Source organism: Mycobacterium asiaticum (genome assembly GCF_001668675.1).
In the GTDB taxonomy this organism is placed as follows: Bacteria; Actinomycetota; Actinomycetes; order Mycobacteriales; family Mycobacteriaceae; genus Mycobacterium; species Mycobacterium asiaticum_D.
The window spans coordinates 1-26307 of record NZ_LZKQ01000055.1; the positions used below are offsets into that span (position 1 = coordinate 1).

Here is a 26307-nt window from a genome sequence, read left to right on the forward strand (position 1 = left end):
TCACGACGCCGCCAGGGGGGGCCAGGCTGCACACCCTGGCCGCAAGATTGGCGCCGAGTCCATACACGTCGGCCTGGGTTGTATCCAGATAGACGACACCGCGGTGCACGCCCACCCGCGCTCGCACTTCGAACCCGAAGCGCGCCCTGACCTGGGCGCTCAGCTTGGCCACCGCGCGATTGATCTCCAGGCCGGCGAGCACGGCTCGGCGCATGTCGTCTTCGTGCGCAACCGGGTGCCCGAAAACGGCCAGTAACCCGTCGCCGTGGGTCGAGCCAATGTGGCCTCCGAAGCGATTCACAGTCGTCAGCACGTGCTCGCGGTACCGGCCGACCACTAGGCGATACGTTTCTGGTTCGATGGTGGTCGACAACGCGGTGGAGTCCACCAGATCGACGAAAAGTATTGTCAACCGGCGGATCTCACCGCCCTGGGCCGGGGCCGCCAGCAACTCCTCGGCGTCGGCATTACCTTCGTCGGCGGCCAGCACCTGCCCCGCCAGAGCGGTGGCCGCCGCTCGATCGCCGCTGTCGATTGCCGCCACCGCGCGATCCAGCAGCGCATCGATAGCTGCGGCTTGCTTGCGGCCGTGACCGTCCCGGCGAGGGACATCGCGCTCGTCCACGTCAATATCCTGTCACTCCCGGCGCGCGAAGGCACCGGTCAATTTTGCGGCCGAGGGAATTGGCGTCGAGTGATCGCAGTCATAACGCGAGGTGAAATTGGGTAAACAACCCGTGCGACAGCTTGGCAATCGGATAACTAGGCGAAAGGCGGCGTGGAATGGCTCGTCAAGAGGGTGGCCGGTGGGACGTCGGGGTGGCCGACGACGCGGTGTACGTCGAGCGCATCTCGGAGAGCGACGACAAGGTGTTCGAAGATTTGCTGGCACCCGATGAGGCTCGCGCCCTGGCTAAGTTGCTGAATAAATTCGCGGACAAGGCCGAGGAATCCGGGGGGTCCAGTGACTCGAAGGACTCCGACGACAAGGACTCTGACGACGAGGACGGCTCCGACGGCGAGGACGACTCTGACGACCAGGACGACGAGGACGACTCCGACGACGACGAGGACGACTCCGACGACGACGAGGAGGACAAGAAAGACGAGAAAGACAAGAAGGACAAGAAAGACAAGAAGGACAAGAAAAACGACGACTAGCTGAAGGCGTATGCGCGGTGCTGCGCGGGTGCCGAAAGGCCGTATTCGCGACGCAGGCATTCCACCGCGCGCTCACCGACGATCACGCAGGGCGCCTGGGTGCCACCGCTGGTGATACGAGGTAAGACCGACGCATCGGCTACCCGGAGGCGTTCCACGCCATACACTTTCAGGCTTCCGTCGACAACTGCCAAGGGATCTCGGCCCATCTTGGCGGTGCCGGACGGGTTCCAGCAGGTCGATGCGGCGTCGCGCACGAAGCGCCGCATGTCGACGCCCTTGAGCGGACCGGGCATCACTTCTCGTTTGGTGAACGGCCGTAGTTCGGCGGAATTGCCGATGGCTCTGGCGAGTTCGATGGCCGTGACCGCCGCTTCGACATCATCGGGATGCGACAGCAGCCGGGCATGAATCTCGACGGGGTCCTGCGGATTTGGTCCGGTCAGTCGGATCTCGCCGCGGCTCTTGGGCTGAACGAGTGCGGGAGACAGATTCCAGCCGGCCTGCGGTAGCGGGAACCGCTTGGTGTTCTCGACGCTCGAGGAGGTCGGGAATTGCGCTTGGCACGTCTGTATGTCGGGGCAGTCCAGTCCCGGGTCGCTACGCCAGAAGTAGGTTGCTTCGACACCGTTGTTGTGCGGGGTGATGGCCTCCTCGGACTCCCAGACGCAATCGAATCTGACGTGGTCCTGCAAGTTCTGCCCGACTCCGGGCAGGTGCGCGACGACGGGTATGCCGTGCTGGTGAAGCTGGGCTTGATCGCCAATACCAGACTGCATCAACAACTTTGGTGTGTGCACCGAACCCAGGGACAACACCACCTCACGCCCGGCCTCGGCGCGGTACAGGTCACCGCCGTGCAAGAACTCCACCCCGGTGACGCAGGTGCCCACCGTCGTCATCCGCGTCACTGTCGCATCGGTCAACACGGTGAGCTGAGGACGACCGAGCTGCGGCATCAAGTAGGCGCGTGCGATCGACTTCCTGACGTCGCCGCGCACGAGCAGGTCCGTGATGGCAGCCCCACCCGGACGCTCCATCATCTCGGCATTGGGACTGTCGAATATCGGAAGGTCAAGGGACTTGGTGCTGTCCAGCATCGCGTAGGCGATCGGATGGGGATTGGGCGCGGACTGGACGAAGATGCGACCCCCTGAGCCGCGGTAACGCGGCTCAGGGGCGCCCTGCCAATCCTCGACCCGCCGGTAGATGTCCAACACGGACTCATAGCTCCACGCCCGATCGCCGGACTCCTCGGCGAAATGGTCCCAGTCGGAACGGTGCCCGCGGGACCAGATCATGGCGTTGATGCTCGAACCCCCACCGAGTCCCCGACCCATCGACATCTGCAGGGATCGACCGTTGACCGAATTGCTGGGCATCGTGTGGAAGTTCCAGTCCAGCGCCGTGGCGAGATTCAGCGGCCACTGCCTGGCCATCGCCACGGTTGGCGAGACGTCACTGCCGCCGGCTTCCAGCAGTAGCACTCGGACGCCGGGGCATTCGGCGAGGCGGCCCGCTACCACAGAACCCGCGGTGCCTGACCCGCAAACGATGAAGTCATAGCGCAGCTCGCCGGCCAATATGCCCCTTGGCTCTGCCATGCGGTATTTGCTCCTGTCTGCGGGTCACGACATAACGGTCGTTGTGGAACGAACCGTACGTGAGTGGACGCAGAGCAGCAAGGCGGTCCAATTGCCCCAATACCTTTGCCAGACGGCGCGATAACGCACCACAAACCTGGCTCAATCAGATGCGAGATGCGTCGAGTCCCTGGGCGAAACGTATTGATAGCCAATGTAGCTCAGGCGGCGATCCGCATGGTGCGGGTGGCCGAATCACACGGGCGATGCGTCGCCGGTGCGTTGCACGCAGCAAGGTGTTAACTCTTTTGCCAAGAGGTTCCCAGAACATCGACAGCGGTTCACCAGCTGAGCAGGGCGTGAAATAGCGATGGTTATGCTACAGCGGTAGACTTGCCGGAAAGAACACCCCAGCCGCAGTTGAGGAAGACGTGAGATACCCACCGGATCAGAAGGCGAAGGCGCGTGATTCGCTCCTTCGGGCCGGCATGCGGTCGATGAAAGTTGCCGGGTTCAACGGAGTGGGCGTGGATGGCCTTGCCGCCGCCGCCGAGGTGACCTCCGGTGCGTTCTACTCCAACTTCGCCAACAAGGAATCGATGCTCGAGGCGGTCGTCGAGGCCGGGGTGGGGGAGCCGTTTCTCTCCGCTACTGAGTCGGGCACCGATGCCGAGCGGCGTAAGCAGCTGAAGAGCTTTCTGGCGAACTACCTGACCCTCGCCCACGTTGAGGCGCCGGAAGACGGTTGTGTGATGCCGGCCCTGAGCGCGGATGTGGCCCGGGCGGGCGAAGCGGCCCAGCAAGCCTACGAGCGCAAAATCGGCGCACTGGCCGCCCGGATCGCCGAGCTCCTTGATGGAACGCGGGCGGACCGCGAGCGCCGGGCGTGGAGCATCGTCGCGCTGCTCGTCGGGGCCGTGTCCGTTTCGCGGGCGATGCCAGATCCAGCGGCGCAGAAGAAGGTGCTGGCAGCGGCCAAGCGGACCGTCGACGGGCTTGTATCTCCCGTGCAATGACGGGGCATCGAATTACAGTGTGATTTGTTGACGTGATTCTTTGGCGCGCAACCGGGTACTGCAGACGTTCGAGTTCTGCTCCGGGGAGTGATTCAACATGGCGACGCTGCACCGAAACGCTGCGGAAGGCATCCATCGCATCGAGCATGCACACGTCAACCTGTATGTGGTGGAGGGCGAACGCGGTGAGTACACCCTGATCGACGCCGGTCTCCCAGGTGTGTGGCCACACCTGGGCCGATTGCTGAACGAAATCGGTGCGCAGCCGGACCAGATCGCCGCGGTGGTGCTCACCCACGCGCATTTCGATCACGTCGGCGCCGCCGCTGCAATCCAGAAGGAATGGCGTCTGCCGGTGTGGACGCACAGCGATGAGAAAGAATTGGCCGCTCACCCGCTGCGATACCAGCACGAACGAAATCGCCTGGCGGTGCCGCTGACCCATCCGAAGTCGTTGCCGATCATCGCCAGCATGACGCTGGCCGGGGCACTTGCCACCAAGGGCATCGACGACGTGCACGTATTCGACACCGCGCGGCCCCTCGACGTGCCGGGAAAGCCGGTGCCGGTGTTCACCCCGGGGCACACCTTCGGCCACACCGCGCTGTACTTCCCGGACCGAGACGCGGTGATCACCGGCGACGCCCTGGTGACGTTGGACCCCTACACGGGTGGGGCAGGCCCGCAGATCGTGTCCGGAGCAGCGACGGCCGACAGCGCTCAGGCACTCGAATCCCTTACCGCGCTGAGGTCGACCGCCGCAAAGATCGTGCTGACCGGACACGGGGCGGTATGGACCGGGGGCATCGCCGACGCGACCGATATCGCGGCGCGCCGCGGACCGCACTGACGTTTCAAGAGCCCGATTTCGGGTACGCCCGCAGATACCGGCCGGAGAGCCTGCTGGTCGCTGGATCAACCGCTTTCTCGCCGGAGCTTCTCACGGGTGTGGCGCAGCGCGTCCAAACGCAGGAAGGCCAACCCAACCGATTAGGTTCTTATCTATGGACAAAGACCGGGATGAATCCGCATTCACCTGGCAAGGGGAGCGCAAGCTGCCGAGCGAAATCCATGAACAGATCGATGTGCTGCTCGCTGCGCGCGACCAGCTGGAACACCTGCTGAGGGTCATCGTCGAGATCGGCTCCGACCTGGATCTGGACGTGACGCTGGGTCGTGTGGTGAGGGCGGCGATGGAGCTGGCCGGTGCGCAATACGGCGCGCTCGGCATAAGAGGATCCGACGGCACCCTGGTGTCCTTCGTCCATGAGGGCATGGACGACAGCGCGGCCCGGCGGCTGGCCGATTTGCCGGTAGCCAGCGGCATGCGCGTCGACAACCTGAACGACCTCCCGGAAGCAACCCGGCTACTCGCGCACGTCCCCGGGATGCGGGCGCTGCTGGGGATACCGATCTCGGTGCGGGGAGTCGACTTCGGCAACCTCTACCTCAGCGACGACCGCCCCGGGCACACGTTCTCCGAGATTCACGAAAACGCGGTGCGGGCGTTGGCCACGGCGGCGGCGGCCGCCATCGACAACGCTCGGCTCTTCGCTCGCGAACGCGAAGCGTCCAAATGGACCAATGCGAGTCGGGAGATCACTACCGCCCTGCTGTCGGGTGACCCGCAAACCAGGCCGTTGCAGTTGATCGTGAACCGGGCATTGGAGCTAGCCGAAGCCGAACAGGCCATCCTGCTGGTCCCGCAAGAGCCGAATATGCCTGCCGACGAGGTTGACACCCTCGTCGTCGCCGCGACCGCCGGGCGGTACTCGTCCGAGGTGATCGGCCGGCAGGTCCCGATGGCCGGCTCTACGACGGGTGGCGTCGCGCGTCGCGGCCTTCCGCTCATCACGGATTCCTTCCAGTACCCGATCGAGGGATTCACCGACGTCGGCGAACGCTCGGCGATCGTCATGCCGCTGATCGCGAACGACGCGGTCCTGGGCGTGATCGCGGTCGCGCGTCAACCGCAGCAGTCCCCGTTCAACAACGACTATCTGCAGCTGGTCAGCGATTTCGCCCGGCACGCGGCGATCGCGCTGGCGCTGGCGGCCGGCCGCGAACATGCGCTCAACCAGGAGCTGGCCCAGGCCGACACCGTCGACGATGCGGTCCACGCCGCTGCCGAGGAGCTGCGCCGTCTCTGGCGGGCCCGCAGGGTTCTGGCGGTCACGTTCCCGACTCGCAATCCTTCCGTGCGGGCCCTGGCGTCGGCACCACTGGTGGTTTCGGTCGGTGAAGCGGCGGAGTGGGATGACCTGCCGGAGCAAACGCAGACAACGCTCGGCGCGCTGCGCGACGGCGACCTGCTGACCGTGACGGCCACGGAACCCGGCACGGCGGGCATCGCGCTGCAGCATCCCGACGGTGTGCTGGTCGTGTGGATCGACCTGCCGGCACAGCGGCTGTTCACCCTGGAAGACCAGACGCTGCTGACGGTGCTGGCCGGTCGTCTCGGCCAGGGTCTGCAACGCGTGCACCAGGTTGACCAGCAACGCGAAACCGCCCTGGCACTGCAGCACGCGATCCTGGGTCCCTCCGAGTTACCGTCCGGCTTCGCGGTGCGTTATCAGGCCGCCAGCCCGCCGCTGCAGGTCGGTGGTGACTGGTACGACGTCGTCGACCTGGAGGACGGACGCATCGCTCTGGTGGTCGGCGACTGTGTCGGTCACGGCCTGTCGGCCGCCACCGTGATGGGGCAGGTGCGCAGCGCCTGCCGGGCGCTGTTGTTCGACCATTCGAGCCCCAGCGCCGTGCTCGCCGGGATGGACCGCTTCGCCGCCCGCCTGCCCGGCGCTCAGTGCACCACCGCGGTGTGCGTGGTGCTCAATCCCGACACGGGCGAACTGGTGTATTCCAGCGCCGGGCACCCGCCGCCGATCCTGGTCCACGCCGACGGCACCACCCAACTGCTCGACGGCGGCCACTCCCTGGTGTTAGGAATGCGGACCGACTGGTCGCGACCCGAAGCCCGGATATCGATGTCGGCGCGCTCCACCCTCGCGCTCTATACGGACGGGTTGGTCGAGCGACGCCGCACCGCGATCGAACAAGGCATCTACAACGTCGCGGGCGTCGTTCATGCTGGCCGGGCCGCCGCGCTGGAGCTTCTCGCGGATCAGGTCATGTCCAGGGTTGCGCCCACCGAGGGCTACCAAGACGACGTGGTCTTGATGCTTTATCGCCATCCCGCGCCGTTGGAATTGCATTTCCCCGCCCACCCGGACCACCTTGCGCCGACCCGGACCGCCCTGCGGAGGTGGTTGGCCAAAGCGCAGGTGACCCCGGACCAGACCATGAAGGTGCTGATCGCAGCGGGCGAGGCTGTTTCAAATGCGATCGAACACGGACATCGCCACTATCCGGGCGGTTCGATTACCCTGGATGCGACCGCACTCGACGATCACGTGGAACTGACCATCACGGACACTGGAACCTGGAAGCCGCCGGACCCTGCAAGTTACCCCAGCCGCGGCAGGGGTATCACCCTGATGCGTGGCCTCATGCATGACGTCGCCATCGAACCCGAAACCGCCGGAACCACGGTGCGTTTGGCGACGAGGATCAACTGATGCCCACGGCTCTCACCCTGGAAAGTGCGCGTTCAGAGGACGGAAGGCTGGTGCTGACCGCACTGGGCGAGATCGACCTGAGCAATATCGACGCGTTCGACCAAGCACTCGGGACCGCCGCCACCGAGGCCGCCGGCAGCGGCGAACGGCTCACCGTCGATCTCAGCGAGGTCGAGTATCTCGACAGCGCCGCCATCAATGCGCTGTTCAATCGCGCCGACCACATTCAACTCATCGCGCACCCGCTGCTAATCTCCGTTCTGACCATGAGCGGGTTGAACAAGCTGGTCCACGTCGAACCCGCGCAGCCCGAGGACGAACAAGCGCAGGCGTGATCGCCGCCCGCTTGGTCGACGAATACCGGCTTTTCGTCTACCCCTACGTGCAGGGCCGGGGCCGGAGGCTATTTCCTGATGGCACAGTGCTTTCCGGATTCCGGCCGACAGGTGCGCCGAGGACGTCCCAGCGGTGTGACCCTGGTCAGCTGGACCGCTCCGCCCGCTTGACCGCCGAAGTGCCCAGCGCGACAACGGAATCAACCCAGAAGCGAACTCCGCGTGCCGCGCCGTCAGCGCCATCTGTATCGGGGTTGGTCCACTGCACCTGTGCCCGCCCCGAGACGTGCAACGAGGCCCCGCTTTCGAAATCGACGAACAACATCGCGGCTTCGTCGTCTACTGCGAGATTCCCGAAGCTGTTGAACATGTTGTTGCCGGGGTAGTCCGGCCACCACAACCGGTCGGGGGAGTCGACGCGGACAAAGCCGCGCGGCCCGCCCCGATGCGATGCGTCGTTGCCGCGGGTGGGGTGGGTGGTGCCCAGGAAGAAGGTGTCCGCTGCAGTGATAAGCACGCGGTCGGCCTCGCTCAACGATGTCTCGTGCCGCGCGCCTGCCGTCGGGGCCGCCTCGAGTATCGGCACGTCGACGGTGCGAGGGTGAATGTACTGCGGGCAGTTGCCAAACGCCTGGTCGACTTGCACAACCAGTCCCGCAGCATCGGCGGCGGCGAGGACACCGTTGATCCGCATCCGTCGTCGGGTGGCGAAGTCGATGGCGAGCATGCCAACCTGCTGGCCGGCAAGGATCCCGCTCAGCGGGTCGCCGTCGCGGAACGCGCTGCCGACGTGCAGCACGTCGCCGCGGCCCTGGAGGAATCCCGCGGCCGCGGTCAGCGGTGAAGTCCACAAAAGCCCTTCGCCGTCACGCGCCGTCATCACCGCAAACGTCTGCTGAGCGAGGAACTTGGCAGCACCCGACGACAGCGACGCGTGGCCGAGCATTCCCTCCAGCCGCAGGGCTTGGGTTTCGACACCGGCCCGCCGCTGCGCCGCCAGCTCACCCTCGTGGAATCCGGTTGCGGCCATCTCGAAGTCCTTCCGCCGGCGCACCCAAGCCCACCCGGCAACGTTGCCGGCGGGATCCGCATTCCCACCTTCGGCGCGGCTTGCGGCAAACCGTTATGGTGAGCCGGGTACTCGCGGTAGGGATGAGTACCCGGGAAGCTGTCGATGTTGAGCATCAGCACCTATGGCGACATTCGAACGGCAGGCTTAGTGGACTTCGCCGGCCAACTCGCGGAAAGGTGTGCGGATGCCGATCGACGTGCTTCTCATCGAAGACGACGCCGGGGATGAGTTGATCACCCGGGAAGCCTTTGAGCATCACCGGATCGCCGGCACGCTGCACGTGGCGCGCGACGGCGCCGAGGGGCTGGACTTCCTCTACCGGCGCGGAAGCCACGGCAGCGCCCCGCGTCCGGACCTGATCCTGCTCGACCTCAACCTGCCCAAATACAACGGTCAGCACGTCTTGCAAACGGTCAAATTCGATCCGGACCTGCAGCACATCCCGGTCGTCGTACTGACCACGTCATCCGCTCAGGAAGACATCACGCGCAGTTACGAACTGCACGCCAATGCCTATGTCACCAAGCCGGTCGACCTCGACCAGTACCTCGACGCCGTTCGGCGGATCGACGAATTCTTCGTTGAGGTGGTGCGGTTACCGCCGCACAACTGACCGGCGACGCTCAGCGCCACTTGATGCCGCACCCGATCGACGGCCGCTGATCGGGATCGACCGGCCGCCCAGCGAGGACGGCCTCCACCGCCGAGCGGACGTCGGTCGCGGTCACCGGCAGACCGTTCTTCGGGCGGGAATCGTCGAGCTGGCCGCGGTAGACGAGCCGACGCTTTGCGTCGAAGACGAACGTGTCGGGCGTGCACGCCGCGGAGAAGGCGCGGGCGACGTCCTGCGTCTCGTCGTAGAGGTAAGGGAACGTCCAGCCCTGCCGCTGTGCCTCCGCCACCATCTGCTCGGGCCCGTCCTGCGGGTAGGTCACCACGTCGTTGCTGGAAATGGCGACCATCGGGACACCTTGATCGGCGAGGTCTCGGCCGAGTTCGGCCAGCGCCGCCGCCACGTGCTGGACGTACGGGCAGTGGTTACAGATGAACGTCACGACCAGGGCCGGGCCGGTCAGGTCGTCCAGGCTGACCGTGGTGCCCGTGGCGGGATTCGGGAGCGTGAAGGGCGGCGCGGTGGTGCCCAGCGGAAGCATCGTCGATTCGATGGCCATGGGTGTCAGCGTACGTCCGCGTCTGGGCTGTGCCGAGTCGTGATCCGGATGGGACCGGTCCACTGCGCGTCGGGGTCGAGGGTCTCACCGCGCTGGGTGATCACCACGTGACCGGCTGCCGCCAGCTCCCGCGCCAGTTCACGAGCGTCGGGCATCAGGTCACGCCACGTCTGGCCGCCGATCGCGCGGGCGGCATCGGACGGGCAGATGCTGCTGTCCGGCCCGCGGTTCCGGGCCAGGGCGAGGATCGACGACCTCAGTCGCTGTGTGATCTGTCCACTGCCCAAGGCGATTTCGGCGTCGTCGGCGCCTGGACCGCCGTCATCAGCGACTCGCGTCAGTTCGGCGTGCAACCGGCGCGTCCTGTCTTCAGTCAAGAGCAATCCGCTCGGCCGGCGAAGCTTCTCGCATTCGGGACGACGCGGGCATTCAGACGATCACGGCAGGGTGTGAGTCACCGACCGGCGCCCTGGTGGGCACGCCTAATTGCTGGAACCAGAGCGCGCATTCCGCACGGGCGGCACACACAATCTCATCCGCCGTCTGGAATTCGCGCCGGTCGGCTTCGGCAGGCAGCACTGGAAGGCCCGCCGCCCGGCGCATGACGGCAACAGCAAGCGCGGTAGAGGTCCGGCACGGCACCACGAGGAGACCCGCTGAAGCTTGGGCTCCAGAGATCGTCATCAGACGCTGGTGACCGACCACCCTGGTGGCAGCCATCCTGGTGACGTGGTTCAGTGCGTCGAGGTCCGGCGGACCCTCCAACGAAGACCAGTTGATGGAAATGGCACGAATTTCCCCCAGACGAGGGGAGAGGGCACCTATCAACTCGGGAAGTTCGTCGGCGATCGACGCTGTATGCGGCCACCAGGCACCGTCCAGTGGTCCGGCGAGGTCCCTGGTCAGCGCAACGCGGACCGGGCTGGCCAGGCGACGAGTGCGTACGGCTCGGTTCATGATGTCGTAATCCGCTCGACAGCGGGGGAAGGGGTCCAGGGGAACGGGCGCAGACGCACCGAAAACCGTTCTGCCACAAGATCCTCCGTTCGCGCCGACCCAACGTCCGGTGTGCGGATCGACAGACGAAAGTGTCTGCGACGGGCACCAGTGCCGGGCTGCGCGTGTTGTCTCCGACGATACACGCCGGCCGCCCGAAACAAGGGCGAAGCGGCCGGGGCGAAGTGAAATAAATTGTCGCTCAATGCGTTTCTGTGACCAAAACAGCTAGACCTGGGGTGGGCGGGCGCGCGCGTGATACCCTCGGGCAGGATGTTTTTGGTACATCCATTTGAATGAGAGAAGTTGAAGGTATGACACAGGGAACTGTGAAATGGTTTAACAGCGATAAGGGCTTCGGCTTTATCGCTCCCGACGGCGGCGCCGAGGACGTGTTCGTGCACTACTCGGAAATCAGCGGCAGCGGCTACCGGTCACTCGAGGAGAACCAGCGGGTTCAGTTCGAGGTCGGCCAAGGCGCGAAGGGGCCCCAAGCCATGGGAGTTACCACCATCTAGCTTGACGTGTTGGCACGGGTGGGCTGGCAGGATGCGTCCTGTCAGCCCATTTCATTTGCAGTCGCGAATTCGCGTTCACCGAACTCGCTGTGAACCAATAGATTTCGCCCACGTCGGGTGGGCGCAGACGAAAAATGCTGCCGGGTAAGCGATCAGGGTACGGTCCGGTTGTCGACGGATCAGCAACGACGCGAGTGCCCGGCGAGGTCGATCAGTCCGGCGGCGCCGGCGTCATCGACCCGATGAAGTACGTTTCACGCCCGGTCGGGTAACCACCGCCGTTGGTGGCGATGTGGACATGATCGTAGTGGTTGAGGGTTTCGTTGCCCAGGTCAGCGGTCCAACTCCCCGAGCGGATGCCGAGGTAGATCTTCTGCCGCCAGATGACGTGGTCGATTCCCCAGCGCTTGGCATTGGCCAGCGCCAATCCGGCGATCTGGTCGCCCAGTGCGATGCCCTCCGGGCTGGCGTGGTCGGGGATCATCACGTCGATCGCCAACCCGTTGGGGTGCCACCGCAGGGCGTCCTGCCGGAACCCGCCAATCGTTTTGATCTCCGGGAAAAGCACGCTGATGGCGCGGGCGGCCCAGATGGTCTTGATCTGCAGCCCCGACTCCGGTGCGACGCCCGTTGGCAGTGCTATCTGGAAGTCCTGGGCCGCCAGGGGTGCGTTGCCCGCCAGCATCGCCGCCTCGGCGGCACTGGCGATCTGCGGTCCGTTGGGCGCCGGTGTGCTGCTCTCCTGGCTGGTCGGCCGCGCGGCTGTGGGGGTTTCGGTGCAGCACGGCGTCTTGGGTTTGATGCCTTGGGCGTAGATCATGCCGGCCGAGAGCACCAGCGAGGCCACGATTGCCAGCACGCGTCCCCAAGTCTGGGTCGACGCGACTTTGCCCACGCAAGCACTCTAGTGTCAGATGGGGCCAATGTGGCAGTGTTTGACGGTTGTCCCGCAGGTTTTTTCTGCGCCCGGCGGCACTACGGTCAGTGGCCGGCTTCGATTGCGGCGACGACCTCGGCGGCGGGTGCGCCGCAACTCCGTCGCAGATCCACCGGACCGGCGGCCAGTAGGCCATCGATGCGCCGCTTCAGGCTGCCCGACGTGAGGTGGGCATACAGGTTCGCGCCGGGGCACGAAGTGCTCGGTGCGAAGTCGCGGTGGCTGGCCAGGGTTTCCGTGGAAACGCCGAATCTTTGTGCGGCCCATGCGAATACGATGGCGGTCCCGCGCAGTTGTGCTTCGGACACGGTTTCGGTGTCGAAATCGCCCTCGCACAGCACGAGGAAGTGGCCGGTCGGGTCGTAGTCCGTAGCCGTGTCGCCCACCAACTCCGTGGCCCGTAGCTCGTAGATGTTGCCGTTACGGTCGACGCTGGCGTGATACGCGATGTCGATCCACCCCTGCTGGTCCTGGTGGTAGCGCTGGTGCTGACGCAGCCGGCCGGGCGCGTTGCGGTTGTCGCCCAGCACGACGCCCGAGTGGTGCAGTGTCAACCGGGTGATGGTGTGCGGTGTGCCGCCCGATCGTGCCGGCCGGGCTCCCCAGGCGTCCCGGCACAGTAGCGCTGCCGAGGTCTCGGCCGGCGCCGGGGCCGGTACAGGCGGTGAAGCAGGCGTCGCGCTGGTGGGTGCCGTGGGTGAGGGGCCGGCGCCAGTGGTCGTGCTTGGACCGAGGCTCGGATGTGCGGTCGCGCAGCCGGCGAGGGCCGTGCTGGCGATGCCGGTCAGCGCGCCGCCGCCCACCAGTTTCAGCAGCCGCCGCCGGCTGACCCCATCGCGATGCTCCGCCGACCGGCTCACTTCCGGCCGGGCAGCTTCATCACGGTGCGCACAATCGGCAGCAGCGACTTCTGCCAGAGCGTCGACGGAAGCCCCAGCGGCGGATCGAGATTGAACACCCGCGCGGTGGCGATGGTCTGGGACTCGGTGTATTTCAGCAGGCCTTCGGGACCGTGCCTGCGGCCGACCCCGGAGATACCCATGCCACCCATCGGCGCGCTGAGACTGCCCCAGGCGAAGGCGTAGCCCTCGTTCACGTTCACCGTTCCCGAGCGCAGCCGGGCGGCGATGTCCTCGCCCTCCGCAGATGAGCCGGCCCACACGCTGGCATTGAGGCCGTACTCGGTGTCGTTGGCCTTCTCGACGGCCTCGTCCACGTCGGCGACCGGGTAGATCGAGACCAGCGGCCCGAACGTCTCGTTGGCGGCGCATTCCATTTCGGGCGTGACGTCGGTCAGCACGGTCGGCTCGTAGAACAGCGGGCCGACGTCGGGTCGCGGCCTGCCGCCCGCAATCACCGTGGCGCCCTTCGATGTTGCGTCGTTCACGTGATCGGTGACGGTGTCCAGCTGATCCTTGGAGATCATGCTGCCCATGTCGACCGAGAAGTCGTAGGAGGTGCCCAGCTTCATGTTGCGCACGGCTTCGCCGAACTTGCCGATGAAGTCGTCGGCGACGTCCTTCTCCACGTAGATCCGCTCAATGGAGATGCACAGCTGGCCGGCGTTGGAGAAGCAGGCGCGGGTGGCGGCCTTGGCGGCCTTGCCGAGGTTGGCCCCGCGCGTCACAATCATGGCGTTCTTCCCGCCGAGTTCGGCAGAGAATCCGATCAGCCGGCGCCCCGCCTGCTCGGCAAGATGGCTGCCGGTCTGCGACGAGCCGGTGAACATCAGATAGTCGCAGTTCTCGGTGATCGCGGTACCCACCACCGAGCCGGGACCCGGCACGATCGCGTACAGCGCCCGCGGCAGGCCGGCTTTGTACAACAGCTCCGCACAAGCCAACGCACAGTACGGAGTCTGGCTGTCCGGCTTCAGGACCACCGCGTTGCCGGCCAGCAACGCTGGCACCGAATCCGACGCCGTCAGGGTCATTGGATAATTCCACGGTGAGATCACGCCAACCACGCCCTTGGGCTGGTAGCAGACCGTCGTCTTGCCGATGGCCGGCAGCAGCGACTGCACCTGCTGGGGCTTGAGCAGGTCGCCGGCGACCCGCACGTAGTAGTTCGCGTTCGCCATCAGGTCGACGATTTCCTCCTGCGCCGCCCACCGGGCCTTGCCGGCCTCGGCCTGTAGCAGATCCATCAGGAAGTCGCGGTTCTCGATGACCAGGTCGCGGTACCGGCTGATGACCTCGATCCGCTCGGCGACCGGGCGTTTGGCCCATTCGGTCTGCGCCGCCCGGGCCTCGGCGAACGCCGCCGCGACGTCGTCGGCCGTCCCGATCGGGATCGTGGTCAGCGGTTTGCCCGTGAAGACCTCGTCGATCGTCTTGGTCGGGCGCTCGGAGACGTCCTTGATCGCGGCGAGTTGACGCAGGCGATCGAAGACCTCGGCGGTAGGTGCAGGCATTTCGCCACCTCTCGGAGAAGCACAGGCATTTGCCCTCAGCGTATAGCCGTTCAGCCGGCGGATATGCGTCGCGCGATCTCGCCGTACCGCTCGAAACGCTCCGAATCGCCCAGCGCGTTGTAGAGCACGAGCCGGGTGGCGGTGCCCGCGTACTTGGCGACCAGCGCCTCCGCCAGGCCGTCCCAGGTCGATTCGGTGGCGAAGGTGGCGATGTGGTCGTCGCTGATCTGGGCGGCCATCCCCGCGAAATCGCCGGCCTTCTGCCGCTCGCGGAGGCGGGCGGTGGTGCCCTCGAATCCGGCCTCGTCCAGGATGAACGCGTAATTGGGTGTGCTCGCGTAGAAGCTGAGGCTGGAGCGCACCAATTCCCGCTCCTTGTGGCGCTCTTCGTCGGTGTCGCCGACGATCGTCATGACCGGCACGATGACCGCGACGTCGGACGCCGGGCGGCCCGACTTCTCGGCCCCGGCGGCGACGTTCGGGACGACGTGGCGTGCCAGATACCCGGGTTCGCCGAGTGGATGCACGTGTACCCCGTCGGCGACTTCGCCGGCCATGCGCAACATCCACGGGTTGACCGCCGCAACGTCGACCTTGGGGTCGGGCGCCTCGATCGGCCCGGCGCTCCACTGCGGAGTGATGAAGTCCAGTTGATAGAACTCGCCGTGGTGGTCGAGTTTGCCCGTGCGGAACGCGGTGAAGCAGGCCTTGACGGCGCGCACGTAGTCCCGCAGCCGCGGACCGGGACGCTCGAACGGCATCCCGTAGCGCCGCACGACGTGGGTGCGTACCTGCGTGCCGAGGCCCAGCCGGAAGTTGCCGTTGCTCGCCTCCTGCAGCTCCCACGCGGTGGCCGCGGTCACGAACGGACTGCGCGGGAAGGCGACCGCGACGCCGGTGGACAGGGCCAGGCCCGGTGCCGCCGTGGCGGCCACGGCGGCGTTGAGGTAGGCGGTACGCCCGGTTTCGGTGAACAGCAGACCGGAGAATCCGGCGGCCTGCGCACGCGTTGCGACATCGCCGATCCGCGCCAAGGGCTGAGGGACGGTCATCAGGTCTACCTGCACGTTCGAACGGTACATCTCGCCCACCGCGCGCATCTCCGCGGCGACCCCCGTATCGTCGAAATTGTGTGTGGAGCCGCTGGTGAAGTGCGACTTGATGGCCAGGTGCCCGATGTGGCAGCAGTGGCAGCGATGGCTGCCGTGCTGTCGCCCCGGGGACCCGACGGGGCGGGTGCCTGGTCCCAGGGCCGGGTAGCGCTGGGGCATCGCCGCCTCAGCATCATCGACCTGTCCGAGGCGGGTGCTCAGCCGATGGTGGACGCCGAGCTGGGCCTGACGATCGCCTGGAACGGGTGCATCTACAACTACAAGGAGCTGCGGTCCGAGCTCGAAGGACACGGCTACCGGTTCTTCTCGCACAGCGACAGCGAGGTGCTGCTGAAGGCCTATCACCGGTGGGGCGACGACTTCGTCAGCCACCTGATGGGCATGTTCGCTTTCGCCATCGCCGAGCGGGACACCGGCCGGGTGCTGCTGGGCCGCGACCGGCTGGGCATCAAGCCCCTGTACCTGACCGAGGACGCGCACCGGATCCGGTTCGCGTCCTCGCTGCCGGCGTTGCTGGCGGGTGGCGGCGTGGACACCCGGATCGACCAGGTCGCGCTGCACCACTACATGACGTTCCACTCGGTGGTGCCGGCTCCGCTAACCATTTTGCGGGGGGTCCGCAAAATTCCGCCGGCCTCGCTGCTCGCGATCGAACCCGACGGTCGGCGCAACAGCACCACCTACTGGACGCCTGACTTCACCCGGCGCACCGACCGCTCCGACTGGTCGGAAACAGACTGGGAAGACGCGGTGCTGGAGTCCCTGCGCACTGCCGTGAAGCGGCGTTTGGTCGCCGATGTGCCGGTCGGCTGCCTGCTGTCCGGGGGCGTGGACTCCAGCCTGATCGTCGGCCTGCTCGCCGAGGCCGGCCAGCACGGCCTGTCCACCTTCTCCATCGGCTTCGAGTCGGCGGGCGGCGTCGAGGGTGACGAATTCAAGTGGTCCGACATCGTGGCCGAGCGTTTCGACACCAATCACCACCAGATCCGGATCGGAACCGAGCGGATGCTGCCCGCGCTTGCGGGCGCGATCGGCGCGATGAGCGAGCCGATGGTCAGTCACGACTGTGTGGCGTTCTACCTGCTCAGTCAGGAAGTGGCACGGCACGTGAAGGTCGTGCAGTCCGGTCAGGGCGCCGACGAGGTATTTGCCGGTTACCACTGGTACCCGCCGATGGGCGGCCCGGCCGCCGGCAACCTCGAGGGCGCCGTGGCGACCTACCGCAAGGCCTTCTTCGACCGCGACGCGGCGGGCGTGCGCGCGTTGCTGACGCCGGAGATGGTCGCACCCGACGATCCCAGCGAGCGATTCGTGGCCGAACATTTCGCCAGGGCGCATGCCGATACCGGCATCGACCGGGCGCTGCGGCTCGACACCACGGTGATGCTGGTCGACGATCCGGTGAAGCGAGTGGACAACATGACCATGGCCTGGGGTTTGGAAGGCCGGGTGCCGTTCCTCGACCACGAGTTGGTCGAGCTGGCGGCGACCTGTCCGCCGGAGTTGAAGATCGCCCACGACGGCAAGGGTGTGCTGAAACAGGCTGCCCGCCGGGTCATCCCGTCCGCGGTGATCGATCGCCCCAAGGGCTACTTCCCGGTTCCCGCGCTTACCCACCTCGAAGGGCCCTATCTCGAGATGGTCCGCGACGCCCTCTACGCACCGGTGGCCAAGGAGCGCGGCCTGTTTCGCGCCGACGCGGTCGAGGCGCTGCTGGCCGACCCGAACCGGAGGTTGACCCCGCTGCGCGGCAACGAGCTCTGGCAGATCGCGCTACTCGAGATGTGGCTGCAGCAGCACGGCGTCACGGGTGCCGCCGCATGAGCAGCCACGATCCCGCGCCGGAACACGAGGAACACGAGGAACACACCGAAGCCATCACGCTGGCTCTGCACGACGCGTCGCCGCCGGACCTGGTGGCCGCCATGAAGAAGAATGTCACACTCGAATTAGGTTGGGGCCGAATCATTTTCGGTCAGACCTTCGCCGACTCCGACACGCTGGCCGAGGTGTTGCGGCAAGAGGCGGTCGGCCGGCGCGACATCTGCATCTACGCTCGCGAGTCCCACGTCGTGGTCGCCGGCGCCTCGGCCGAGCTTTTCATCGATCCCAGCCACACCTATCGCCTCCGTTTCACCGGCACCGAGGACGAGGCCGTCCCGTCGCCGCCCGCCGCCACGGTGCGCTCGCTGCGCGATGAGAGCGAGGCCGACGCGATGAATCGCGTCTACGTCCGCTGCGGAATGGTCCCGGCGCCGGTCGAGACGATCTGGCACAACCACCAGCACGTGGAAGCGCTGACGTACCTGGTTGCGGTGCGTGACGACGACGGCGCGGTGGTGGGCACGGTCACCGGTATCGACCACGAGATCCTGTTTTCCGATCCGGAGGAGGGGTCCAGCTTGTGGAGCCTGGCGGTGGACCCGGCGGCCGGGCTGCCCGGGCTGGGTGAAGCGCTGACCCGCGCGCTGGCCGACCACTTCCGCCGCAAGGGCCGCGCCTACATGGATCTGTCCGTCGCGCACGACAATGCCGCAGCCATCGGCCTTTACGAAAAGCTGGGCTTCCGTCGTGTGCCGGTGCTGGCGATCAAGCGCAAGAACGCGATCAACGAGCCGCTGTTCACCCCGCCGCCGGAGACCATCGACGACCTCAACCCCTACGCCCGGATCATCGCCGACGAGGCCCTGCGCCGCGGCATCTGGGTGGAGGTGCTCGACGCCGAGACCGGCGAGATACGCCTTTCCCATGGCGGGCGCACCGTGATCACCCGGGAGTCGCTGTCGGAGTTCACGTCTGCGGTGGCGATGTGCCGCTGCGACGACAAGCGTCTGACGCGACGCCTCGTCGCCGATGTCGGCATCAACGTGGCCCGCGCCCGGCTGGCCACCTTCGACGATGCCGACTACGAATTCCTGACCGAGGTGGGTGAGGTCGTTGTCAAACCCACCCGCGGAGAGCAGGGCAAGGGCATCACCGTCGGGGTCACCGCCGAGAACGGCCCCGGCGAACTGGCGGCCGCCCTGGCGCGGGCCCGGGAACAGCACCCCGAAGTGCTGATCGAGCAGCGAATGAAGGGTGACGATCTGCGCCTGGTGGTGATCGACGGCCGGGTCGTCGCCGCGGCGTTGCGGATGCCGCCGGAAGTCATCGGCACAGGGGAGCACAGCATCCGGGACCTGATCGCGTCCGAGAGCCGCCGCCGTTCAGCGGCCACCGGCGGCGAGTCGCGGATACCGATCGACGAGATCACCGAGGCGACCGTCGCCGAATCGGGTTGGGGTCTGGACGATGTGCTGCCACAGGGAACCAGGCTGCGCGTCCGGCACACCGCCAATCTGCACCAGGGTGGGACGATCCACGACGTCACCGCACAGGTGAACCCGGAACTGTGCCGGGTTGCGGTGGCCGCCGCCGAGGCGATCGGCATCCCGGTTACCGGCATCGATCTATTGGTGCCCGACATCACCGGCACCGAGTATGTGTTCATTGAAGCCAACGAGCGGCCGGGGCTGGCCAATCACGAACCACAGCCCACGGCAGCGGCTTTCATCGATTACCTGTTTCCCGGTCGCCCGGGGCAACCGCCGGCCTGGACTCCCGAGGAGTCGGTGACTTCCGAGTCCCACTGAGACCGGAAGCCTGGACCAGTGCCGCCAGGACGGCGGACACCAGTAGCAGCGCCGCGACGTCACCCCACAGGTGCCCCAGCTGGTGGTCGCCGTGGAACGACTCGACCGCCATGATCACCGCGTGCACCAGGCTGGACCACACCGCGAACCAGATCAGGCTCAGATGGCTCGCCGGGTTGCGCGCTGCGTTGATCAGAAACACCCCGAGGGTGGCGTACACGCCGACGATCATCATGAAGTAGTCCGAGTGGTGCGGTGGCCCGGGGTGCCAGGCCCAGCCCGACGGCCAGATCACCGCAAGCGGGTAGACGAGCAGCATCACCGCACCGAACAGCACGAGTGCCAGTTGCAGAAGTTTGTAGGGTTTGGCGGGCGCGGCGGTAGTGGACATGGTGCACTCCTCATTTGTGCTGACAGCCAGGATTATCCGCGCAAATCGCGGCATTTTGGAGTATCGAAATCAAGGCGGTCCGGCAGCGCCGGACTTCGCTACGCGGCGGAAGCGAAACTCCGAAGGGATCAAGCGCTTTCGCGGTCTGGGCATGGCGCCGGTCGTGCGGACGCAAGAATTTCGCAAACACTTCGCGAGCAAGTCGCAAGTTCCGGCACGCAGCCTGGGTATATCGCCCGGCCACCCGCCGGGCGGACGGAATGGGGAGGTCGACGCGCAACACCGTGACATGAACGTCTGCCGTGAGATTCGCTGATCGGGTACGCGTTACGGACTATTCGGGGGCTTGGTTTGGTGCCGAAGTGCAGGTCACCGATGCTATGTTGACGACGCCGGTCCGTGATCGCATGACGGTTCCGCGCTCGCTGGTCTTGCGCTTGACCCATCTAGCTGGGTGGTTAGGAGTACGAGTGAGTAACAATCCGTTCGATGACGACAACGGGCGCTTCTTCGTGTTGATCAACGACGAGGAGCAGCACAGCCTTTGGCCGACATTCGCCGATATTCCGGCCGGTTGGCGGGTGGTTTATGGCGAGGCGGATCGGGCGGCCTGCCTGGAATACGTCGAGCAGAACTGGACTGATATCCGGCCCAAGAGCCTGCGGGACAGATTGGCACAGGATACGGGCGCCTGAGTTCTCGGCCGTCCGGGGGTTTTGGCGGCACCATGACAACGCTGCGAGGTGAACCCGATACCGGGGCATCGCCGGAACCAGAGGACGCGAGCAGCCGTACCGGCTCCATCGAAAAGGTCCTGGCGGACATATTCGCCCAGGTGCTCGGTGTCGAGTCACACCGGTTGGTCGGCGTCGACGATTCCTTCTTCGACCTGGGCGGGGATTCCCTGTCGGCGATGCGGGTGATCGTGGCGGTCAACGCCACCCTGGGCGCGGATCTGCGGGTGGGCGCCTTGTTCGACGCGCCAACGGTCGCGCAACTGGCCGCCCGCATCGCGGGGGATTCGGGTCGCCTCAAGCCGTTGCGTGCGGTGCCACGACCGGCGGTGGTGCCGCTGTCGTTCGCGCAGAGCCGGCTGTGGTTCATCGACCAACTTCAGGGGGCCTCACCGGTTTACAACCGTGCGGTGGCGCTGCGGTTACGGGGGCGGCTCGACACCGAAGCCCTGGCATCGGCGGTGAAAGATGTGGTGGGGCGCCACGAAAGCCTGCGCACCGTGTTCTCGGCCGTCGAAGGTGTGCCCCGCCAGGTGGTGATTCCGCTGGCCAGGGCCGACCTCGGCTGGCGGGTGATCGACGCAACGGGATGGTCGGCCGACGACCTCAAGCCGGCCATCGAGGAGACGGCCCGCGGCTGCTTCGACCTGGCAACCGAAATACCCTTTCGCGCAACCCTTTTCAAGGTCAGCGCGGAAGAGCACGTATTGGTTGTCGTCGTTCACCATATTGCCGGGGACGGCTGGTCGATCGGCGTGCTGGCCGGTGATGTCATCGTCGCCTTCACCAGCCGGGGTGCGGGGCAGCCTCCGGACTGGACCGACTTACCGGTGCAATACATCGATTACACGCTGTGGCAGCGGGAAAACCTCGGCGATCTGACCGATCAGAGCAGCCCGCTGGCCGCTCAGGTGCGGTACTGGGAAACCGCGCTCGCGGCGATGCCGCAACGCCTCGAGTTGCCGACCGATCGCCCGTACCCGGCGGTTGCCGACCATCACGGCGACCAGATCGTCGTGGAGTGGCCCGCGGACCTGCAGCGGCGCATCCGTGACCTCGGCCGCGCCCACAACGCGACCAGCTTCATGGTGGTGCAGGCAGCCCTTGCCCTACTGCTGTCCCGGCTGAGTGCCAGTCCCGATGTGGCGGTGGGGTTCCCGATCGCCGGTCGTAGCGACGCCGCGCTCGACGCGCTGGTGGGCTTCTTCGTCAACACCCTGGTGCTGCGGGTCGACCTGTCCGGCGATCCGACCTTCGCCGAGCTGCTCGCCCAGGTGCGGGCCCGCAGTCTCGCCGCCTACGAGCATCAGGACGTGCCCTTCGAGGTGCTCGTCGACCGGCTCAACCCACCCCGTTCGCGCACCCATCATCCATTGATCCAGGTGATGCTGAACTGGCAGAACAATGACCCGACCACCGGCCTGGTCGCGGGGGACCTGCAGATCACGCCCATACCGGTCGACACCCACACCGCCCGCATGGATTTGGCGCTCTCCCTGGTAGAGCGCGTCACGGATACCGGTGAGCTGGGCGGCATCGGTGGGCGGGTGGAGTTTCGCACCGACGTGTTCGACGCGACCACCATCGAAACACTGGTCGTGCGGCTTGCGACGGTGCTGACCGCCGCCACCGCGGATCCGGGCCGGCGGCTCTCGTCGATCGATCTGCTCGACGCCGCCGAGCATGAGCGGCTCGCGCGGTGGGGCAACCGGGCCGCGCTGACCAGCCCAACACCAGCGGCGGAATCGATTCCGGCGGTATGGGCCAACCAGGTGTCCCATCGCCCTGCGGCCGTTGCGGTCACCTGCGGTGGCCGCCCATGGACCTACCTCGAGATCGAGGAAGCCGCGAATCGTCTGTCGCACTTGCTCGCCCGCTGCGGGGCCGGTCCCGGAACGTGTGTGGCCCTGTTGGTGGAGCGTTCGGTGCAGGCCGTCGTTGCCATCCTGGCGATCCTGAAGACGGGTGCGGCCTACTTGCCCCTTGATCCGGGCCTGCCCGAGGCGCGGGTGCAATTCATGATCGGTGATGCAGCGCCGGTCGCCGCGGTCACCGGTCCGGGTCTGGCCGGTCGGCTTGCCGGATACGAGCTGACGGTGATCGACGCGGAAGGCACGCGCCTGGATGCATGCCCGAAGACGTCCCTGCCGGTGCCGTTCGCCGACGAGATCGCCTACATCATTTACACCTCCGGCACCACGGGGGTGCCCAAAGGCGTTGCCATTTCCCATCACAACCTCACTCAGCTGATCATGTCGCTGGACGTCGGGTTGCCCCCGGCGGCCGAACAGGTGTGGTCGCAGTGGCATTCGTACGTTTTCGACTTCTCGGTGTGGGAAATCTGGGGAGCCCTGCTGCGCGGCGGCAGGCTGGTCGTCGTACCCGAATCGGTGGCGTCCTCGCCGCCGGCATTCGCGGACCTGCTGTTATCCGAGGATGTCAATGTGCTGACGCAGACACCTTCTGCGGTCGGCCTTTTGGCGCCCGAGCAGCTGGAATCGGTTGCGGTACTGATGGGCGGTGAACCGTGTCCGGCCGAGGTGGTGGATCGCTGGGCACCGGGCCGGGTACTGGTCAACGCTTACGGACCGACCGAAACGACGATCTATGTCGCTTTGAGCGCGCCGTTGACCGCCGGGGTGGGGGCGGTGCCGATCGGGTCACCGGTCGATGGTGCGGCGCTGTTCGTCCTGGACGAGTGGCTGCGTCCGGTACCGCCCGGAGTGGTGGGCGAACTTTACGTGGCCGGTGCCGCGGTCGGATACGGGTATCTACGCCGAGGCGGATTGACGGCGTCGCGGTTTGTGGCCTGTCCGTTCGGCGGCTCAAAGGCACCAGGCGGGCGGATGTACCGCACCGGGGATCTGGTGTGCTGGCGTCCCGACGGACAGCTCAATTACGTCGGCCGGGCCGACGAACAGGTCAAAATCCGGGGCTACCGCATCGAATTGGGGGAGGTGCAGGCGGCGCTGGGCGCCCTGGACGGGGTCAAGCAGGCGGTCGTGGTCGCCCGGGAGGACCGCCCCGGCGACAAGCGCCTGGTCGGTTACGTCACCCCGACGGCTTCCGGTGCCGTCGAACCCGCCAAGGCGCGCGCGGACCTCGCCGAACGCCTGCCCTCCTATTTGGTGCCCGCCGTCGTCGTGGTGGACGCGTTACCACTGACGGTCAACGGCAAGCTCGACACCGACGCGCTGCCGGCACCGCAGTACCAGGACGGCGAAAACTACCGTGCCCCGGCTACTCCCACCGAAGAAATCATCGCCGGCATCTATGCGCACGTGCTGGGCCTGCCGCGGGTCGGGGCCGACGAGTCGTTCTTCGACCTGGGCGGGGATTCACTGATGGCCATGCGGGTCACGGCCGCGATCAACGCCGCCCTGGGTGCCGCGGTCACGGTCCGTACGTTGTTCGACGCACCGGCGATCACCCAGTTGGTGCCGCGGATCGCAACGGGCGGACGACGCCCGCTGCCGCTGACCGCCGCCGAACGGCCCGCGGTGATACCGCTGTCATTCGCCCAGAAACGATTGTGGATCATCGATCAATTCGGGGGGCCCGCACCGGTTTACAACATGGCGGTGGCCCTGCGGTTGAGCGGGGACCTCGACACCGGCGCACTGCGTGCGGCGCTGACCGACGTGATAGCCCGGCACGAAAGCCTGCGCACGGTGTTCCCCGCGGTCGACGGCGTACCGCAACAGGTTGTGCTTGCCACCCAGCGTGCCGACTTCGGTTGGCAGGCCTTGGATGCCGCGGACTGGCCGGCGGACCGGCAGGAGCAGGCGATCGCTGCGACAGCGCGGCGCAGTTTCGAGCTGGGGACTGAAATTCCTTTGCGAGCGACGCTTTTCCGGACCGGCAACCGCGAGCACGTGCTCGCGATGGTGGTGCACCACATCGCCGGAGACGGCTGGTCGGTGGGTGTGCTGGCCGCCGACCTCGGGACGGCGTATGTCAGCCGTTGTGCTGGACGAGCCCCGGACTGGGCCGAACCCGCCTTGCAATACGCCGATTACACGCTGTGGCAGCAGGCCAGCCTCGGTGATCCGGACGACCGCGGCGGGGCGCTGGCGGCCCAACTGGAATATTGGCAAGACGCGCTGGCCGCGCTTGCGCCCCATCTGGACCTGCCGACCGACCGTCCTTATCCTTTGGTTGCCGACCATCGCGGCGACAAGATCGGGGTGGACTACCCGGCCGATTTGCAGCAGCGGATACACACGGTTGCCCACGCCCACGGCGTGACCAATTTCATGCTGGTGCAGGCCGCGCTGGCGTTGCTGCTGTCGCGACTCGCCGGCACCACCGATGTTCCGATCGGCTTTCCCATCGCCGGTCGTGGTGACCCGGCACTCGATGGCGCGGTCGGGTTCTTCGTCAACACGCTGGTGCTACGCGTCGACCTCACCGGAGATCCGACCTTCGCCGAACTGCTGAACCGGGTGCGAGCGCGCAGTCTGGCCGCCTACGAAAACCAGGACGTGCCGTTCGAGGTGCTGGTCGAGCGCCTCAATCCGGCCCGCTCGTTGACTCATCACCCGCTGGTGCAGGTAATGCTGGCCTGGCAGAACAACATTCCGCCGAAGCTTGCATTGGGTGACCTCGACGTCAGCCCGGTTCCCGTCGAAACGCACACCGCCCGCATGGATCTGGCTTTCTCGCTAATGGAGCGTTTTCGCGAGGGCGGCGAACCCGACGGGATCGGCGGGACGGTGGAGTTCCGCACCGACGTCTTCGACGCAGCCAGCATCGAGGCGCTGGTGCGGCGGTTGGCGACGGTACTGGATTCGGTGACGGCTTACCCCAACCGCCGGTTGTCGTCGGTCGACATCCTTGATGCCGACGAGCGCGTTCGGCTGGACCGCTGGGGAAACCGGGCGGTGCTGACCCAACCCGCACCCCCCGCGATCTCCATTCCGGCGGCTTGGGCCGCTCAGGTCGCACGGACCCCCACCGCGGTAGCCCTGACCTGCGCCGGGCGCTCGTGGACGTACCGCGAACTGGACGAGGCCTCGAACCGATTGGCGCACAAACTCTCCGGCCTGAAGGTCGGGCCGTCGGCACGGGTGGCGTTGATGTTCTCGCGTTGCGCCGAGGCGATCGTGGCGATGACGGCAGTACTGAAGACGGGCGCGGCGTATGTTCCGGTCGACCCGGCGTTACCGTCGTCCCGGATCGCGTTCATGATCTCCGATGCGGCAGCCGTGGTCGCGCTCACCACGGCCCAATGGGCCGGCCGGCTGGACGGATACGCCCTGCCGGTGATAGATGTCGCCGAGCCCACGATCCAGGCCTGTCCCGCGACACCGTTGCCCGCGCCGAGCGCGAGCGACGTCGCCTACCTGATCTACACCTCCGGCACCACCAGCGCCGTGGCCTCAAGTCCTTCGGTCGCCAATACCCCGACCGCGGAGGGTGTTTGAGTCAACACGTCGATGTGTTCGGAGACCAGCAATGCGTGAAAGTCGGTCGGCGAACCCGCCACCTCTTCCGGCACGACGACCAGCCGGCCGCCGAACAGCAAGGTGCCCCAGACCTCCCATACCGAAACGTCGAATGAATAGGAGTGCCATTGCGTCGCCGCGAACAGGCCGTGCACTGGAACCGATTGGCGCACAAACTCTCCGGCCTGAAGGTCGGGCCGTCGGCACGGGTGG

At 66.4% G+C, this 26307-nt stretch carries 21 protein-coding genes and 2 pseudogenes; 11 read left to right on the forward strand and 12 right to left on the reverse strand.

The window, feature by feature from the left end:
* Window positions 1–625, reverse strand: a 625-nt coding sequence (locus tag A9X01_RS05475; RefSeq protein ID WP_216638894.1) for an adenylate/guanylate cyclase domain-containing protein, incomplete at its 3' end; no start/stop codon positions are given.
* A 158-nt stretch (window positions 626–783) separates the two neighbouring features.
* On the opposite strand from A9X01_RS05475, the gene A9X01_RS29685 reads away from it, so the two are divergent.
* Window positions 784–1161, forward strand: coding sequence for a hypothetical protein (locus A9X01_RS29685; RefSeq protein ID WP_065119780.1), 378 nt, complete (start codon window positions 784–786; stop codon window positions 1159–1161).
* On the opposite strand, the gene A9X01_RS05485 is transcribed toward A9X01_RS29685, so the two are convergent.
* Entirely contained in the window at window positions 1158–2765 is a 1608-nt protein-coding gene (locus A9X01_RS05485) for a GMC family oxidoreductase (RefSeq protein WP_065119781.1), read from the reverse strand. The two genes, A9X01_RS29685 and A9X01_RS05485, sit on opposite strands and share 4 nt — an antisense overlap.
* A gap of 410 nt (window positions 2766–3175) precedes the next feature.
* On the opposite strand from A9X01_RS05485, the gene A9X01_RS05490 reads away from it, so the two are divergent.
* The 4 genes from A9X01_RS05490 to A9X01_RS05505 all read left to right on the forward strand — a co-directional run bounded on the left by A9X01_RS05490 (window position 3176) and on the right by A9X01_RS05505 (window position 7670).
* On the forward strand, window positions 3176–3760 hold the full coding sequence (locus tag A9X01_RS05490) for a TetR/AcrR family transcriptional regulator (protein ID WP_301336923.1): 585 nt from the start codon (window positions 3176–3178) through the stop codon (window positions 3758–3760).
* Window positions 3761–3857: 97 nt separating this feature from the next.
* Window positions 3858–4610, forward strand: coding sequence for an MBL fold metallo-hydrolase (locus tag A9X01_RS05495; RefSeq protein ID WP_065119783.1), 753 nt, complete (start codon window positions 3858–3860; stop codon window positions 4608–4610).
* Between the two features lie 154 nt (window positions 4611–4764).
* Window positions 4765–7335 (forward strand): SpoIIE family protein phosphatase, encoded by a 2571-nt coding sequence (locus A9X01_RS05500; RefSeq protein ID WP_065119784.1) that lies wholly within the window; start codon window positions 4765–4767, stop codon window positions 7333–7335.
* The gene (locus tag A9X01_RS05505; protein ID WP_065119785.1) at window positions 7335–7670 is read left to right on the forward strand and encodes an STAS domain-containing protein; all 336 of its coding nucleotides are present in this window, start codon (window positions 7335–7337) and stop codon (window positions 7668–7670) included. The genes A9X01_RS05500 and A9X01_RS05505 overlap by 1 nt, the downstream gene beginning before the upstream one ends.
* Window positions 7671–7815: 145 nt before the next feature.
* Here A9X01_RS05505 and A9X01_RS05510 read toward each other — a convergent pair whose 3' ends face one another.
* A complete protein-coding gene (locus A9X01_RS05510) occupies window positions 7816–8700 on the reverse strand; it encodes a PNPOx family protein (protein ID WP_065119795.1) in 885 nt (294 codons plus the stop codon).
* Between the two features lie 226 nt (window positions 8701–8926).
* Between A9X01_RS05510 and A9X01_RS05515 the strand changes: the two genes are divergently transcribed.
* Window positions 8927–9355 carry a response regulator gene (locus tag A9X01_RS05515; RefSeq protein WP_065119786.1) on the forward strand — a complete coding sequence of 143 codons (429 nt, stop codon included), beginning with the start codon at window positions 8927–8929 and terminating at the stop codon, window positions 9353–9355.
* Between the two features lie 10 nt (window positions 9356–9365).
* Here A9X01_RS05515 and A9X01_RS05520 read toward each other — a convergent pair whose 3' ends face one another.
* The 3 genes from A9X01_RS05520 to A9X01_RS05530 are packed head-to-tail and all read right to left on the reverse strand — an operon-like array spanning window position 9366 to window position 10871.
* The gene (locus tag A9X01_RS05520) at window positions 9366–9914 is read right to left on the reverse strand and encodes a thioredoxin family protein (protein WP_065119787.1); all 549 of its coding nucleotides are present in this window, start codon (window positions 9912–9914) and stop codon (window positions 9366–9368) included.
* Between the two features lie 5 nt (window positions 9915–9919).
* Entirely contained in the window at window positions 9920–10291 is a 372-nt protein-coding gene (locus A9X01_RS05525; protein ID WP_253848955.1) for a DUF3253 domain-containing protein, read from the reverse strand.
* 52 nt (window positions 10292–10343) lie between these two features.
* A complete protein-coding gene (locus tag A9X01_RS05530) occupies window positions 10344–10871 on the reverse strand; it encodes a DUF5994 family protein (protein ID WP_065119788.1) in 528 nt (175 codons plus the stop codon).
* Window positions 10872–11224: 353 nt separating this feature from the next.
* On the opposite strand from A9X01_RS05530, the gene A9X01_RS05535 reads away from it, so the two are divergent.
* Complete coding sequence (locus A9X01_RS05535; RefSeq protein ID WP_036360491.1) at window positions 11225–11428, forward strand: cold-shock protein; 204 nt, start codon at window positions 11225–11227, stop codon at window positions 11426–11428.
* A gap of 211 nt (window positions 11429–11639) precedes the next feature.
* On the opposite strand, the gene A9X01_RS05540 is transcribed toward A9X01_RS05535, so the two are convergent.
* From A9X01_RS05540 to A9X01_RS05555, 4 genes are all read right to left on the reverse strand, one after another.
* Complete coding sequence (locus tag A9X01_RS05540; RefSeq protein ID WP_065119789.1) at window positions 11640–12323, reverse strand: VldE C-terminal domain-containing protein; 684 nt, start codon at window positions 12321–12323, stop codon at window positions 11640–11642.
* Window positions 12324–12409: 86 nt separating this feature from the next.
* Window positions 12410–13225, reverse strand: a complete 816-nt coding sequence (locus A9X01_RS05545; RefSeq protein ID WP_253848957.1) for a peptidoglycan recognition protein family protein — start codon at window positions 13223–13225, stop codon at window positions 12410–12412.
* On the reverse strand, window positions 13222–14778 hold the full coding sequence (locus A9X01_RS05550) for a succinic semialdehyde dehydrogenase (RefSeq protein WP_065119790.1): 1557 nt from the start codon (window positions 14776–14778) through the stop codon (window positions 13222–13224). The genes A9X01_RS05545 and A9X01_RS05550 overlap by 4 nt, the downstream gene beginning before the upstream one ends.
* A gap of 50 nt (window positions 14779–14828) precedes the next feature.
* Window positions 14829–15845, reverse strand: coding sequence for a TIGR03617 family F420-dependent LLM class oxidoreductase (locus tag A9X01_RS05555; RefSeq protein WP_065119798.1), 1017 nt, complete (start codon window positions 15843–15845; stop codon window positions 14829–14831).
* 63 nt (window positions 15846–15908) lie between these two features.
* On the opposite strand from A9X01_RS05555, the gene A9X01_RS05560 reads away from it, so the two are divergent.
* A complete protein-coding gene (locus A9X01_RS05560; protein WP_065119791.1) occupies window positions 15909–17714 on the forward strand; it encodes an N-acetylglutaminylglutamine amidotransferase in 1806 nt (601 codons plus the stop codon).
* A complete protein-coding gene (gene ngg / locus A9X01_RS05565) occupies window positions 17711–19522 on the forward strand; it encodes an N-acetylglutaminylglutamine synthetase (protein WP_065119792.1) in 1812 nt (603 codons plus the stop codon). The genes A9X01_RS05560 and ngg overlap by 4 nt, the downstream gene beginning before the upstream one ends.
* Here the strand turns inward: ngg and A9X01_RS05570 are convergent.
* Entirely contained in the window at window positions 19440–19913 is a 474-nt protein-coding gene (locus tag A9X01_RS05570) for a DUF6632 domain-containing protein (protein WP_253848958.1), read from the reverse strand. The two genes, ngg and A9X01_RS05570, sit on opposite strands and share 83 nt — an antisense overlap.
* A gap of 470 nt (window positions 19914–20383) precedes the next feature.
* Between A9X01_RS05570 and A9X01_RS05575 the strand changes: the two genes are divergently transcribed.
* Both A9X01_RS05575 and A9X01_RS31780 read left to right on the forward strand, forming a co-directional pair.
* Window positions 20384–20608: an MbtH family protein gene (locus tag A9X01_RS05575; protein ID WP_065119793.1), complete on the forward strand. Its 225-nt coding sequence runs from the start codon at window positions 20384–20386 to the stop codon at window positions 20606–20608.
* Between the two features lie 38 nt (window positions 20609–20646).
* Window positions 20647–26073: pseudogene (locus tag A9X01_RS31780) on the forward strand (amino acid adenylation domain-containing protein); the annotation flags it as partial.
* On the opposite strand, the pseudogene A9X01_RS29690 reads toward A9X01_RS31780, so the two are convergent.
* Window positions 26010–26228 (reverse strand): annotated as a pseudogene (locus A9X01_RS29690) (hypothetical protein); the annotation flags it as partial. The pseudogenes A9X01_RS31780 and A9X01_RS29690 sit on opposite strands and share 64 nt — an antisense overlap.
* Window positions 26229–26307: the final 79 nt, after the last annotated feature.